The sequence below is a fragment of the Armatimonadota bacterium genome (assembly GCA_039679645.1).
GTDB lineage: Bacteria > Armatimonadota > UBA5829 > UBA5829 > UBA5829 > UBA5829.
Genome location: JBDKUO010000061.1, coordinates 1 through 16,031, shown reverse-complemented (window position 1 = coordinate 16,031; position 16,031 = coordinate 1). Strand labels below are relative to the sequence as shown.

Here is a 16,031-nt window from a genome sequence, read left to right as displayed (position 1 = left end):
CTGTTCAAGTAATCAATGAAAAACCGTATATTGAAAAGTGAACTTCTAAATGAGCATTCATGCTTTCCACTTTCAGCTTTCCACCGTTTTTTCTATTTCTTTATTTTCAGCAGCCGCACATCCAGAGGCTTAAGAGTCATCAAGCCCGACACTTTCTGGCCGGTAAGCACATCTACTGCCTTAACATCTTTTCCGTTTGAAAGCAGCTTAATAGTGACAGGAGTATTCATATAGTTGCACAAATTAACAACTGTCCCATTCGCTGTCTTGGCTTCTCGCCACTCCACTCCCCAGACTGCATTGCCCTTTGCGTCCACAACCATTATCTTTGGACAGACTTTCCATGCAGCCAGCTTTGGCTTAAGAGCCTTATAAATATCTCTTTCCCATACGTCTTTCCTACTGAACGGGATTACTTCGCCCTTAATGGACCCACTTCTCGGTCTGTTATACTCATCGTATGCCAGGCACTCACTGCCCAACATAACAATATGGCCTTTATATTTTTTCAGAGTATTAAATGCCGCGTTGGATATATGTTTTGCGTTGGGAATGCAGAGCACCGATCCCTTCGGTAAAATACCGTCCTCCAACTGCCGCTCAGTGATAAAGCCTACTTTCATGCCGAAGAAGTTGAGCGCAAGATAGGTCCTGAACATACATCTGTCGCACTCCTCTTTATCATAGATGAGCGCGCTGGTGTCATGCAGAATATAAACCTGCGCCGGAGACTGCTGAATGGCAGTAACCTCATATGCGGCACGGTTTAGATCGCAGTTAACGATTCCCACAGCTCTTGCGCAAGCGGGCCGGTGCATGATGTTGCCGTATAGGTCGTCAGTAGGATTGAAAGCGCGCTGCCACACCCATATTGTGGTTGCGCTCTGTCCGTGGATCGCTTGCTGCCAGAGAGCGGTGCGAACATGCTCGGCAGGCACGACTCTGGTGTCGCGGTCCCGAATTATGTGATTTTCAGAATTGAAGACAGGTGCATCTTTTACCGACCTCAGCAGATCATAGTAAATGCCGTTCTCCAAGAACGAGCTGTTATAGTCTTCTTTCTTATCAAAGTCATAGTAGTTAGTGCCGTCGTTGCCGTCGATATCGAAAATCTTGCCATAAAGATAGGCATCGTTACCGCATTTGAGCTCAGCAGCAGAGCCCAGGGTAAAACACTGAACCTTGGCTTGTGTGGGTAAGTTTGGAGCGACCTCATGAACCGCATCAGACAGCATCTTATGCCACTGCGCAAAGAACTCCTGGTTCCAGCGGACAAACTCCGCCCACCTGCACATAGGATTTTGAGCGTTCGCTTCGTCGAACGGATTAGGAACTGTTATATCTTCAAAGCCGGCATAACTGGTTCCCCACAGATTATTGAGTGTGGCTATATCCCCATGGCGATCTTTTAGCCAGGCACGAAACTGAACATTTGCATATTCGCACGGCTCCTCGACATTGCGTGGTTCATTTGATACACATATACTGTTCAGAGCCGGATGATCCTTGATCGGCCCAACAACCAGTTTGACATAGCGCTTGAGCAGTTCCTGACTCTCGGGAGCATGCAGGCACATAGGTAGAAAATATTCCCGGTGCTTCTTTAGCTCAGGATACTTGCTGAACATCCAGTTCGGAAAATAGTGCGGACTGAGCAGAAGATTGACTGCAACACCTGCCTTTTGCGCTCTATCCAGAGTTTTCAGCAGACCTGCGCTGGGGTCATTAACCTTCCCCTCCTCTGGAAACACATTCCAGGGACCAACCTCAAACTGAATAATGTTAGTTCCATAGTTCGGCCATTTTTCTATGTCATCCTGAACCTGCCCGAAGTGGCCATAACCATTGAAGAAGACCGGACGCATCTCGCGACCCGACTTACCAGGAATTGTTGTGGGAGCAATAAAAGAGCTGCCCTTGATTACCGGCCTGGTATCACCGGTCCATCTTGGAACAGCGTGGAATTTGCACTTGCCGGCTAAAGCTGCAGATATATCCGACTGGAGCTTGCGCTGTATCCATTGAAGCTCGGAAAGCTGATCTACCGCACGCTTCATCTCGCCATGATCGACTTCCTCCCTGGAATAGCCTACGAAGTTTTGCAAAACCGTATAGCTCACCATAGGATAGGAGATATCCTGGCCGCCGACTCTTAACTCGTCCAAATTGGCCTTTATGGACGGCAGCGAACTTTCGATAGCCAGCAGGCCATCTTTTATGGTTGCAGCCTGAGCCGCTGTAGCGTCAATCTTGGCTTCATCCGCAATAGCAACTATTGGGCATGCGAAGCACAGGGCAATCGCAATCAAAAGAAATCTGTACATTTAATTACCTCACTCTCAATAGCCGAACTTCCAGCGGCTGGAGCTTTATTATAGCCGCTACCGATTTACCGGTGAGCACATCAGTCGTGTTAGCAGCCTTACCTTTGTATATTAGCTTAACACTAATAGGTTTATTTAGATAGTTGATAATATTGACAACGGTCCCGTTCGCAGTATTGGCTTCTCGCCACTCAACTCCCCAGACCGGGCTGCCGTTCTCGTCCACCAACTCTGCCTTCGGACAGACTTTCCAGGCATTCAGCTTGGCCATCAATAAATTATGGACATCTCTTGCCGGATTGTCTTTTCTGGAAAACGGAATCACGTCACCCGAAAGCTTTTCGGACCTGGGATTATCGAACTCATCATATGCCAGAGACTCATTGCCCAGCATTATAACATGACCCTTGTATTTCTTAAGCGCGCTGAACGCTGCATTCGAGATATGTCTGGCATTAGGTATGCACAAGACCGAAGTGGTCGGGACCAGACCCGCCTCCAACTGCCGCTCGGTCACAAAACCGATCTTAAGTCCGCAGAAGTTGAGCGCGATATACGTTCTGAACATGCACCTGTCGAACTCTTCTTTATCATAAATCAAAGCGCTGGTGTCATGCAAAATAAGAACCTGCGGCGGAGCCTGCTGCAGAGCAGTGACCTCGTATGCGGCGCGGTTCAGGTCAAGGTTAACTATCCCCACTGCCCGTGCGCACCCAGGCCGTTGCATTATGCTGCCGTACAGATCGCTGCCATGGTCGAACGTGCGCTCCCACACCCAGATAGTGGTCGCGCTCTGCCCATGGATCGCCTCCTGCCATAGAGCGGCACGAATATGCTCCGGCGGCACATATCTGGTCTCGCGGTCACGAATAATGTGGTTTTCGGAATTGACGACCGGAGCGTCCTTTACAGACCTCTGCAGATCGTAATATATGCCGTTCTCCAACCATTCGTTGGCATATCCGTCCTCATCGCCACCGAAGGCATAGTAGCAGTTGCTGTCATTGCCGTTGATATCGGAAATAGTCCCATACAGATAAGCGTCATTGCCGCACTTCAATTCGCTTGCGCATCCAAAAGTCATACTCTGAACCTTGGCATGCACCGGCAACTTCGGCGCAACTTCATGAACTGCGTCGGCAAGCATCTTGTGAAAGGCAGTGAAATATTCCTGGTTCCATCGGACAAAATCAGCCCATCGCCCCATAGGCTTTTCGGCATCAGCGCCCGCAAACGGGTTCGGAACCGTTATCTCATCAAAACTGGCATAAGTGGTTCCCCAACGACTGTTCAGAGTTGCAATATCACCGTGACGAGCCTTAAGCCAGGTGCGGAACTGCTCATCGGCATATTTACACGGCTCCTCGACATTGCGCGGCTCATTGGAGATACAGATACTCTGCAGCGCGGGGTGATCCTTGATCGGCTCGACGACCAGTTTGACGTATCGCTTGAGCAGTTCCTGAGTCTCAGGCGCATGCAGGCACATCGGAAAGAAATACTCACGCGCTTTTCTGAGTTCGGGGTACTTCGCGAACATCCAATCTGGAAAATAGTGTGGGCTGAGCAGGAAATTCACTGCCACACCTGCCTTTTGCGCCCTGTCCAGGATTTTCAATATACCCGGGCTTGCATCGACCACTTTTCCCTCTTCAGGAAACACGACTGTGGGACCGGTCTCAAACTGGATAATATTGGTGCCGTAGCTCGGCCATTTTTCGATGGACTCGCAGACCTCTGAAAAGTGACCGAAGCCGTTGAAGAACACAGGCCTCATCTGGTGACCCGGCTTGCCGGGCGTTGTAGTAGGCGCAATAAAAGAGCTGCCTTTGATGACAGGACGAGTGTCTCCAGTCCATCTGGGTACCGCGGGGAGTTTGCATTTGCCGGACAGAGCATCTGACATATCCGATTCGAGCTTGCGCTTTATCCATTCCATATCGGAGAGAGCATAAGACGCCCTTTGGACCTCATTCTTATCGACATCTTCTTTTGCGTAGCCGACAAAGTTCGCCAGCACAGTATAGCTCACCATCGGGTAAGATATATCCTGACCTCCGGCCTTGAGCTTGTCCAGATCGGCCTTGATGGACGGCAGCGATTTCTCTATAACATCCAGGCCGGACTTTATCTGTGCTGCGCTTTTCGCGTCGGCGGCAGCTTCATCAGCCCAGGCGGATGCCTGGCAGACGGCAAATATAGCTATCGCAATCAATAATAATCTGCGCATTACTTTCCTCCGGTCTGTGCGATCTTCAGCAGCCGGACTTCGAGAGGCTGGAGCTTTATTACGCCCGAAACGGACTTGCCCGTAAGCACATCCACTGCTTTCACGGCCTTGCCGCCACTTGATAGTTTGACGTTTTCGGCATTATTTAGATAGTTGCACATATTGACAATCGTTCCGTTTGAGGTACACGCTTGCAGGTACTCGACACCCCAGACAGGCTTGCCCTTTGCATCAGTCAGCTTTACTTGATTTTTTACATTCCAGCCAGGCAGCTTGGATAATAGCGACTTCCATAAATCGTCTGCGTAAGTCTTGCCGGGAGTATACTCAATAATATCCGAAGCAAGCTTTGTCTGCCTCGACTGGCCATATTCGTTATATGCCAACGGCTCGCCTCCCAGAGTCACCAACCTGCCCTTATATCCATGCAGTGTCTTGAACGCCGAATCGGATAAATAAGAGGCATTAGGTATAAACAACACCGGCGCGCTGGGCATGATCCCATCTTCCAACTGGCGTTCAGTCACGAATCCTATCTTCACGCCTGTAAAGCTCAGCGCCATATATAGCTTCATCGCGCAGGGGCTGTAACCGTCCCCATCGAGAGTGAGCGCGCTGGTATCGTGCAGAATTTGCACCTGCACGGGAGTCTGCTGGATTGCGGTGACCTCCTTCGCTGCACGGTTCAAATCGCAGTTGACTATCCCGACCGCTCTCGCGCATGCTGGCCGGTGCATTATGTTGCCATAAAAGTCGCTGGCCTGGTCAAGTGTGCGCTCCCAGACCCATATAGTTGTGGCGCTCTGGCCGTGAATAGCCCCCTGCCACAGCGCCGCTCTTACTTGCGACGCAGGTACATATCTGGAGTCCTTATCCCCCATTATGTGGTTTTCTGAATTGAAGACCGGAGCATCCTTTACCGATCTTTGAAGATCATGTCCCCTGGCTTCAGTCATCCAGCCCTGAGCAAAATCGCCGCTGCCGAAATTGCACCAGTCCATTGTGTCGTTGCCGTTGATGTCGCACACACTCCCAAAAAGATATGCATCTACCCCGAACCTTATACTGTTAGGATCAGAGAATGTATATGTCATAGCTTTGGCATGAACGGGGACATTGGGAGCTGCGGCATGCACGGCGTCGGCAAGCATCTTGTGCCAACCCGCGAAGAACTCTTGGTTCCAACGGACGTAGTCCACCCATCTACCGATCGGTTTCTTGCAGTCTGCGTCGAACGGGTTAGGGAGCTTTACATCATCAAAGCTCGCATAATTCGTCTGCCATCTGGCATTTAGTGTGGCGATATCGCCGTGACGCTTCTCGAGCCAGCTATGCCAGCCAAGCTCGGCATATTCACATGGCTCTTCCACATTGATCGGTTCATTGGAAATACATATGCTGTGCAGAGCAGGATGATCTTTGATCGGTGTGACGACTGCCGAGATATATTTCTTGAGCAGTTCCTGGCCGTCCGGGTCATGCGTACAATATTGTATAAAGCTCTCACGTTTCTTTTTCAGGTCAGGATATTTCTCATATGCCCAAGCAGGCATGTAGTGCGGGCTCAGCAGGAGATTGACGGCAACTCCGGCGCTGCGCGCCCTGTCAAGCAGTTTCAGCACCGAACGAGCAGGCTCGTCATTCACAACTCCGTCGGACGGCAGCACATTACCAGGAGATGTTTCCATCTGAATAATATTTGTGCCGTAGCCGGGGAATTTCTCCAGATCGCTTTGAACCTGGCTGAAGTGACCGTAACCGGTAAAGAAGACCGGGCGAACCTGCCGCCCCGGTTTGCCTGGTGTGGTCGTGGGTGCAATGAACGAACTGCCCTTTACGACCGGACGTGTGTCGCCCGTCCATCTTGGGACCGCTGGGAACTTGCGCTTACCCGCAAGAGCCTCGGAGACATCCGTTTCGAGTCTTGTCAGGATGGCCTTCATATCGTTTGCTTGCTCGATCATGCGCTCTGCCTCGCCCTTCTCGCCGTCCTCCCGAGCATAACCGACAAAGTTTTCGAGCACGGTGTATGAGACTTGAGGGTAAGATATGTCCTGGCCGCGGGCATTAAGCAGTTCCAGATTGGTCTTGAGGCCGGGCAGCTTCTGATCTATCTCATCGAGGCATGCCTTTGCGTACTTCTCTGAATAGAACCTTACATTCGTGCTTGCCGATGCTGTCTGCTTACCTTCGATCAAGCGGAGGTTTACCTGTCTGGGGATAAAGACGGCGCTAGCCGCCAAACCGTCCACATCTATCTGATATATCCCCCTTGCCAGGCTGACCATCCGGCTGATGCGCGACTTGGACGTCGAGATACTCGCTTCGAGTGTACCGGAAATGTCTTTGGGGACGTAAAGGACAAAAGGAACAACAAACTCCCCTTCGCCATTCACCTGCATATGGCTGCTTGCCGACCACAGCCCAACCCTGTCGCTCAACTCATCGGGAACAGCGTCAAACGTGGCGCGCGGACCTGCTTCGAGCTTCACCTCATCGAGCAATATGCCTTTAGTCGCACTCTCGATCTGAAAATACGTATGAACCTCTTTGCTCAGCTCACCGGGCACAAACGTGAGCGAAAAAGGCTCCCACTTACCGCCCGTCGGCTCCAGGCTCAGCCTGTATTGCCACGCATTGCCCGTGATAATCGATGCAAGCCCGGGGTCGGTCGTCTTCGCCCATGCGCTTATGGTGTACAGCTTGCCCGGCTCGATCTTAATGATGCCGGAACCCGTCAGCAGAGCGGTATATGCTGCCTCCATCGGAGTAGTGCTAACAAATTTCAGCGACCTCTGCCCACCGGCAGCCGATGCTGTGTCTAAAACACAACTTGCATCAGTGTTGTTTCTATTCCAGCTCCAACCGGTTGGAAAAGAATTCTCTCCGATCTGCTCGAAGCCGCCGTTTGCAATGAGATTGGCGTTGACGCTGTTGGGGCGAACGCTGATTGCAGCCAGCTTGACATCGTCACCATTGGCGGCGCAGCAAGCCATGCCTAGTATTGTTGCAATAATAAGAAATCGATACACGTATTCACCTCATAACCCGCGGGCTTAGTTGTTTGCCTTCAGCAGCCTATAGTCGAGCGGCTCAAGCCGAAGAATTGACACACTCTTGCCTGTGAGCACGTCAACAGCTTTTATCTCTTTTTCATTTGAGCTGAGCTTGACGCAAACAGGCTTGTTAAGATAATTGCATAGGTTAATCACTGTGCCGCCGGATATAATGGCCTCTTTGGACTCCACACCCCAAACCGGATTGCCCTTCGCATCCACCAGCTCTATATTTGGGCTCACACCCCACTCTGAGAGCTTGGCAAGCAGCGACTTCCATAGATCGTGAGCTGTTGTCTTTGTCGGGGTATACGGCATTGTGTCTGCAGAAATATTCATATCTCTGCGACGGCCATATTCGTCGCAGGTAAGCAGTCCATCGCCGACCATTACTACGCGGCCCTTGTAGTTTTGCAGTGTGCGAAATGCCGCATCAGATAAATGCCTGGCGTTAGGCACAAATACAACCGGTGCGGTCGGCAATATTCCGTCTTCCAACTGCCTCTCAGTGATATAGCCTATCTTGACGCAGCAAAATCCCAGAGCCATATATGTCTTGATCGAGCATGTGTCATAGCTTTCGCCTTCATAGACAGATGCGCTCGTATCTTGTAGAATCTGCACCTGCGCAGGAGCCTGTTGCAAGGCCGTAACCTCATATGCTGCTCGGTTAAGATCGAGGTTTACCAAACCTGCGGCGGCGGCGCATGCCGGGCGGTGCATTATGCTACCCGCGAAATCATAGAGCCTGTCGAATGTGCGCTCCCAGACCCAGATAGTAGTTGCGCTTTGGCCGTGAATCGCCTCCTGCCAGAGAGTCGTGCGAACCTGCGCTCCCGGAATGTATCTGATCTCCTTGTCACCTATCGGATGGTTCTCCGAGTTGAAAACAGGAGCATCCTTTACAGACCTCTGCAGATCGTGACCCCTGGTGTGCTGCATCCAGCCCTGGGCGAACTCTCCGCGCCCGAAGCTGTACCAGTTCATGCTGTCGTTGCCGTTGATGTCTGTCGCCTGGCTATACAGATAGGCGTCATTACCGAAGTCTGCATACATATAATCGAGCGTTGTAAATGTCTGGACCTTGGCATGCACGGGCAGATTCGGCGCGACCTTATGAATAATATCACCAACCCACTTGTGCCAGCCTGCCAAAAACTCCTGGTTCCAGCGAACACAGTCCAAACGTCTGCCTGCCGGATTATCAGGGTCCTTGTCATTATACGGCAGTTTGATATCATCAAAGCTCGCGTAGTTTGTCCCCCAACGGCTGTTGAGAGTATTGATATCACCGTGGCGCTTAGCAAGGTACGCATGCCAGTCTCGAACCGCATACTCGCTGGTATCTCCGCCATAGCCCGGCTCGTTTGTTAGGCATATGCTGTGAAGAGCCGGATGGTCCTTTATAAGCGGGATCAATTCCTGCAAGTAGCGTTCGGTCAGTTCCATGCACTCAGGCGAGCGCAGATAATGATCCGCATCACCGCCGCGCGCGCGAATCTTCTGGACATCCCACGCGGGAATCCACGGCAGGCTTATCAGCACATTAGCTGCGACCCCTGCCTTTTGAGCACGATCCAACAAATCCCTGATCGACCTGGAATGGCTTGCATCGACTCTGCCCTCCTCGGGAAATACACACCAGGGTCCGGCAATAATTTGAACTATATTGATGCCATAGTTGGGGAATTTTTCGATATCCGCCTGCACCTGGCTGAAGTGACCGTAGCCCGTAAAAAACACCGGTCTCATCTCACGTCCCGGTTTGCCGGGCGTGACTGTCGGCGCTATGAACGAACTGCTTTTTATTATGGGGCGTGTGTCTCCCGTCCAGCGAGGGACCGCAGCGAACGTAAGCTTACCGTCCAGCGCTTGAGTCAGTTCCTGCTCAAGCTGGGTCTCCATCTTCTCCATATCATATAGCTGCAGCACAGCGCGTCTGAGCTCGTCCTTGTCCGCGTCCAACTCGGCGTAACCGGTGAAGTTCTCCAGAACAGTATAGCTCACCATCGGATAGGATACGTCCTGCCCGCGCTTTTTCAGTTCGTCGAGTTTGGCCTTCAGACAAGGCAGCTTCTGCTCCAAGCTCTGCAAATGAAACTTGGTATACGCATGAGAATAAAACTGAACACTTGTCGCAGCCGCGGCAAGTCCGTGTTTGCCGTCAAGAAGACGGACTTTTACGATCCTCGGCTGATATCCTGCGCTGATCGAACTGCCGTTTACTGTAATCCGATAAATTCCCGGCTTCATATTCACTCGCTGCAGAATTTGCTTCCTGGATGTGGAAAGGCTTACATCTACTGTTCCGGAAAACATCTTGGACACTTTGAGGGCAAACGGCACACTGAACGCGCCGTCAGTCATGACTTCAACGTTTTTACTTTCCGGCCATACCTGAACCGATTTTGCCGGTTCACCGGGAAGAGCATCGTATGTAGCGCAGCCGCCTTCCTCGAACTTGACATCGTCAAGCCACAGACCCGTTGTCGGGCTTTCAATCTGCAGGAACGGGCTGAAGCTCGTATCCGCTTTGTCCGCGCTAAATGTCACCGACACAGGCTCCCATTTGCCGCCAGTATTCGGAAGCAGCGCACGATACCGCCAGCCTTTGTCGCCGCATATCAGACCGAGCATCGCATCATTCGATTTGACCCATGCGCTCAGGGTATAGGTCTTGCCGGGTTCGATCACAATATCTTTGGTCATCGACAGCAGCGCCGTATGGCCCGGTTCGAGAGGAACAGTGTTTGTAAACTTCAGGCACCTCTTCCCACCAATAGCCGTGCTCTCATCCACGATGCAGACGGCATCCGTATTACGCTTGTTCCAGTTCCAGCCAATCGGCATTCCGTTCGCATCAATAGACTCGAAACCGCCGTTAGGCAGCAGATTGACGTTCACCTTTGCGGGTTGCACTTTAATAGACGAAAGGCGCACATCATCGCCGTATGCGATAGCGCAGCATGCGCAAAGCAGAAAAACCGCCAGAGACAACACTCTTTTGGTCATTATTGATTCCTCACTCTCAAAAGCCGCGTCTCAAGCGGCTGGAGCTTAGTTACTCCCGACACGATCTCACCTGTCAGGACATCGACGGCTTTCACGCCCTTTCCTTTTATATGGAGTTTTACGCTGACCGGGTTATTCAGATAATTGCACATATTGATTAGAGTCCCATCGGCTGTATCGGCCTGACGCCACTCTACTCCCCACACATAGCCGCCCTTGTCGTCCAGCACCTCCACGCGAGGTCGTAAATTCAGTTTGACCGTCTCAGAGACGAGCGATTTCCACAAATCGTGCAGGGCAGTTGCCCTACTATATAATATGGAAGTAGAAGCGAGTCGATCCGACCTTGGCTTATCGTATTCATCAAACCCAAGTGATTGGTCGCCCAGCATAACTATTCGACCCTTATAATTCTTCAATGCTGCAAACGCCGCATTCGAGAGATGCCTGACGTCCGGCACAAAGAGCACCGATGTTTGGGGCATAATGCCGCCCTCCAATTGCCTTTCGGTGACGAACCCGACCTTGACGCCGCTAAAGTCCAGAGCGGTATAGAGGTTCTTAAAACAAGACTCATATCCTCTCTCGCGATACGCCATTGCGCTGGTTGAGTGCAGAATCTGCACCTGGAAAGGAGCCTCCTGCAGCGCAGTGACCTCTTTGGCTGCACGGTTCAAATCATTATTTACTATGCCGACTGCTCTTGCACAGGCAGGCCGATACAAGATGCATCCGTAAAAAGGCCTCGCCTCTATATCCGGAGAATCCGCAGTCTCCCAGACCCACAGAGTAGTAGCGCTCTGACCGTGGATTGCCTGCTGCCACAACGCCGTATGAATGTGCCGGGAAGGAACTGTCCTGTAATCCTCCTCCCACATAATGTGGTTTTCTGAATTGTATATAGGAGCGTCTTTCATCGATCTCTGCAAGTCGTAAGTGAGAGCGTTCGAGAGCCATTCGCTTGCAAACTGCTGCTCACCGTATGTGTAAACATTGATGCCGTCGTTGCCGCTTATATTCATGATCGACGAATATAGATAAGGATCGTTGCCGTAAATAACCTCGGGAGTGGTCCACATGGTCGTCGACTGGACCTTGGGATGAACGGGCAGGTTCGGCGCAATGGCATGAACCGCATCCGCCAGCATCTTGTGCCAACTCGTGAAGAACTCCTGGTTCCAGCGAATATAGTCCGACCATATTGGCGTCGGGACCTCATGCTCCAGCTTGAACGGATCGGGAAGCTCTATATCGTCAAAACTTGCATAATGAGTCCCCCAATGGGAGTTGAGAGTAGCGATATCACCATGACGAGTTTTAAGCCATACGCGCCACTCGCTTGTCGCATACTCGCACGGCTCCTCTTCATTTTGAGGCTCATTGGAAAGACATATGCTGTGGAGCGCCGGCTTATCCTTGATCGGATTTATTATCAGCGCTATATGACGCTTGAGCAGTTCCATCCCCTTAGGAGAGTGAAGACAATACTGAATGAAGCCCTCACGCTTTTTCCTAAGCTCGGGATACTTGGTGAACATCCAGTCGGGTATGTAGTGAGGAGAAAGCAGGAGATTGACTGCAACCCCGGCTTGCTGTGCCCTGTCGAGAGTTTTTACCAGTCCAGCGCCGGGATCATTGACTTTGCCTTCATCTCGAAAAACGTCCAAAGGCACAATTTCCATTTGAATGATGTTTATCCCATAACCTGGAAACTTCTCGATATCCGATTGAGCAAGGGCAAAGTGACCGTATCCGTTGAAAAAGACCGGGCGCATATCACGACCAGGCTTTCCGAAGGTGGTTGTGGGCGCGATAAAAGAACTGCCTTTGATAACGGGACGGGTGTCACCGGTCCATTTTGGCACAGATGGAAATACAAGCTTGCCCGCCATTGCCCTACTCAAATCACTGCTTAGCTGCTTTTCAATTTGATCCAGATCCGATAGCTGTGAAATTGCGCGCTTTGTGCGGCCGTTGTCGACATCTTTGACGGCATAGTCGGTTGAGTTTTGCAGCACACTATAGCTCACCATTGGATAGGAAGCATCCTGCCCGCGCGCTTTTAGCTGTCCGAGTTTTGCCATTAGTCTTGGCAATTTTTGCCCAAGTGCTTTGAGGCGAGACTTCGCATACGGCGTAGAATAAAACTGAACGTTTGCGTAAGCCGAGGATATCACTTTGTTTGCTTCCAGAAGCCGCAGTGTGATTTTTCTCGTACCATATTCCGCGCTATCCGACATGCCATTCACGACTATCCTAGAAAACCCCGGCTTCAGGTCAACACGCTTTGCGAAGCTCTTGCCGGACATGTCGGCCTCAATCACACCCAAAAAAGCCTTTGGAACACACACTAAGAAAGGAACGCTGAAAGCGCCCTCAGTCAATATTTCTATATCTCTGTTGTCCGCACAGAGACGAAAGCCAGGCCTCGAACCAGGGCTGGGATTGCTGAGAGCGGCGCTGCCGCCCTGCTCCAGCCTTATGTCATCGAGCCAGACACCGTTTGTCTCGCCCCTGGAAAGAATGCTTATCTCGAAGTCTTTGTCTTTTTCTGTGGGGGTGAATGTGCAAGATACACGCTCCCATTTACCGCTTGTTGCGGGAATGGAGATACGGTATTTTAGATCCATGTTGCCAAATATACGGGTAAAACCCGGATTATACGATTTGGTCCATGCGCTTAGTGTATATTGTCTGCCGGGTTCAAGTGAAATAGGCTTGGAAACAACAATCTGAGCGTTAATACCAGCCTGTGCAGGAGTGGTATTTGTAATCTTGAGAGAAATACGTCCATCCAGAGCCGATTTTGTATCGACTTTGCAGGATGCATCTACATCGCCCTTGTCCCATCGCCATCCTTTGGGCATGCCGCCCGCTTCCAACTCTTCGAAGCTGCCGTTTGAAACAAGGTTGACATTGGACTGGCAGGATTGTATATCAATTGAGGAGAGGCTTACCTCATCACATGAAACGCTTGGGAACGTGAGAAGGGCAAGAAAGAGAAGACAATACACCAAATCTACCTCCATGTAGGGCTAAACTAAAAACCTTTGCAATGACTGTGTACAGCCGCCGTAAATTCGGTCGGCGCTCACAGTGTGGCATATTGATGAGGCTTTGTCAATACATTCAGAGCTGCCGACTAAAAATCAATAATCACCATTGACAATTTGCTGCAATCAACCCATAATGCAAATGGTAAGCTGCCGGGATCAATATAATATGTGCGTTAGTGTGTGGTTGTGGGCGCTATTACACATATATGGGTATCCCTGGAAAATCGGTTCTAATGTGCTGGCAGGCAATTTGGACCGGGGTGGGCAAGTCTGACTCTAAGATCAGACCATAGTTCACGAAAAGAGGGATTAATATGGGGAAAAAGCATCAAGGTTTCACACTTATCGAACTGCTGGTTGTTATTGCAATTATAGCAATACTGGCAGCAATTCTGTTTCCGGTGTATACAGGCGCAAAAGAACAAGCTAACAAAACCAGGTGTCTCAACAACATGTCTCAGATCAGCAAAGCAATAAGCATGTACTGCGATGACAATAACGGCAACACGCCATTTGCATGGAATACTACTCAGGGGATGGGTATATGGACAAATAGCACATGGAGGACCCGCCTGGAAGGCAAATATCTGAAAAACCACTCCGTGTTGTTGTGTCCGGTACAGGTACATACTATAAAGCCACAGCATTATGATGCGGCTGATATAAATGCCAAAGGAATGCCTGGTCCTCTGATAACCGGCCACTATGGAATCAACGTCTACATTACAATGAATAATGGGGGCTCAGCATACGTTGGATACAGAAAAATTACCACTGTCCCTCAACTTACCAGAACTATTCTAGTATCCGAAAATATAGACGGTGACTGGTCCGCGGAGCCATGGAGTAATGGGGCAACTGGCGACGATGGAGAGTTTTACTATTATCATTCCGGCGGATCCAACAAGGGCGGGAATTTCTGCTTCTGCGATGGGCATGTCTCGTTCATGACAGTAGCAAAGACTGAGTCCGATGGCTACTATTATTGGCGCATACTTAAGGGCTGATCACGTAATATGCAAGTTCAGGCCGGAACTATCTCCGGCCTTTTAAGTTTTTGAACAGTCACCCGGGGATAAGACACTACGTCACTATATCAATCCAAATCGACTATCCTGCCGGACGTAGTAGTAATAACTGTAGTGCCTATCGAGTTATCCAGCGCTCCCCAGACTATAACCGTATCTCCCTGATCGATTCCGCTGAAGCCTGGAGCGATAACCTTTACCATATTACCGCCACCGTCATCCACCCAGAATGAATTGGCGCCGTCTGGAACAAACTTTCCCCAAACCATAAACCATTTCTGCAGGGCGGCGGTTCCAGTGACGCTGTCTGCCGCGCCTCGGTTGTTGACTCCGTAAGGAACAGTCGCTGCTGCAACGGCATACCAGCCTTTTGCTACTCTCTGCCGACCTGTTGAGTTCAGATGACCGCCGTCGGAGGTATAACTGCTGAAAAGCCTCTGATAAGTATTGCCGCCATACTGAAAAGTCTGCTCTACTCCATTAGGATCGTGAGCCTCAATATCGGCAATATCCAGCAGCAGTTTCTTGTTTATGCAGCAATATGCTCTAACGGCATCGTTATACTGGTTTCTAAGCACATTGTCCGAATCTTCTGAGGTCATCAACGGCATAGTCGTATATACAAAGATCGTTTTGGGACTATACGTCTCCAGCCCCGACATAACAGATAAGTACTGGGAAGCACTCGCATTTTGGTCTATATAGCAGAGTTTGTCCATACACAAATCCACACTCGGGTAGCGCCAACCTGCCAATCTGACTGAGTTATCGAATATGGTAAACTTAGACGACCAGCCGGGGTTTCCGCGATTGCATTCGTAAATACAGCCCGACGTTGTGGGACTGGGAGGAGCAGACGCCTGCATGCCGGAATAGCCAACGCTGGATACCGTCAGTTGATAGCGGTTTTTGTTCATACTGTGAAGATCGTTCATGCCGTCTATCATGTTGGCTCCGACTGATGCATGTGTGAAGAACCACTTCTGACGGCCCACTGAATCCATCACAGACTGTGGTGTTTTGTCCACCAGGTCAACCGCAGTATGGTCAATGATCTGACATTGAGCGGCTGTCGCCATCATTAAGACAAGTATTGACAAGCGTAACACACATCTCATATTTGCCTCCATTGATTTCAGATGCAGCATTATAGCATGGAGACACATATATTCAATTCCGTCACACACAAAATAGCCTACTGTTCTTGATGAACAGCAGGCTATTTTCAAATAAAACCTGGCGACGATCTATTTTCCCGGGGCCTAACGCCCAAGTATTGTCGACCCTGGTGGGCTTAACTTCCGTGTTCGGAATGGGAACGGGTG

At 50.5% G+C, this 16,031-nt stretch carries 7 protein-coding genes and 1 rRNA gene; 1 reads left to right on the top strand and 7 read right to left on the bottom strand.

The window, feature by feature from the left end; genetic code table 11:
* Positions 1-92: 92 nt before the first annotated feature.
* From ABFD83_12505 to ABFD83_12485, 5 genes are read right to left on the bottom strand one after another with little or no spacing between them, the layout of a single operon-like run.
* The gene (locus ABFD83_12505; protein MEN6357890.1) at positions 93-2,324 is read right to left on the bottom strand and encodes a beta-galactosidase; all 2,232 of its coding nucleotides are present in this window, start codon (positions 2,322-2,324) and stop codon (positions 93-95) included.
* Between the two features lie 4 nt (positions 2,325-2,328).
* Positions 2,329-4,554 (bottom strand): beta-galactosidase, encoded by a 2,226-nt coding sequence (locus tag ABFD83_12500; protein MEN6357889.1) that lies wholly within the window; start codon positions 4,552-4,554, stop codon positions 2,329-2,331.
* Entirely contained in the window at positions 4,554-7,586 is a 3,033-nt protein-coding gene (locus tag ABFD83_12495; GenBank protein MEN6357888.1) for a beta-galactosidase, read from the bottom strand. The genes ABFD83_12500 and ABFD83_12495 overlap by 1 nt, the downstream gene beginning before the upstream one ends.
* Before the next feature lie 24 nt (positions 7,587-7,610).
* Positions 7,611-10,622 (bottom strand): beta-galactosidase, encoded by a 3,012-nt coding sequence (locus ABFD83_12490; protein ID MEN6357887.1) that lies wholly within the window; start codon positions 10,620-10,622, stop codon positions 7,611-7,613.
* Complete coding sequence (locus tag ABFD83_12485) at positions 10,622-13,636, bottom strand: beta-galactosidase (GenBank protein ID MEN6357886.1); 3,015 nt, start codon at positions 13,634-13,636, stop codon at positions 10,622-10,624. Before ABFD83_12485 ends, ABFD83_12490 begins: the two co-directional genes overlap by 1 nt.
* 356 nt (positions 13,637-13,992) lie before the next feature.
* On the opposite strand from ABFD83_12485, the gene ABFD83_12480 reads away from it, so the two are divergent.
* Positions 13,993-14,685 (top strand): prepilin-type N-terminal cleavage/methylation domain-containing protein, encoded by a 693-nt coding sequence (locus ABFD83_12480; GenBank protein MEN6357885.1) that lies wholly within the window; start codon positions 13,993-13,995, stop codon positions 14,683-14,685.
* A gap of 89 nt (positions 14,686-14,774) precedes the next feature.
* Here ABFD83_12480 and ABFD83_12475 read toward each other — a convergent pair whose 3' ends face one another.
* Positions 14,775-15,824: a hypothetical protein gene (locus tag ABFD83_12475; protein MEN6357884.1), complete on the bottom strand. Its 1,050-nt coding sequence runs from the start codon at positions 15,822-15,824 to the stop codon at positions 14,775-14,777.
* Between the two features lie 116 nt (positions 15,825-15,940).
* Positions 15,941-16,031, bottom strand: a 5S ribosomal RNA gene (gene rrf, locus ABFD83_12470); the annotation flags it as partial.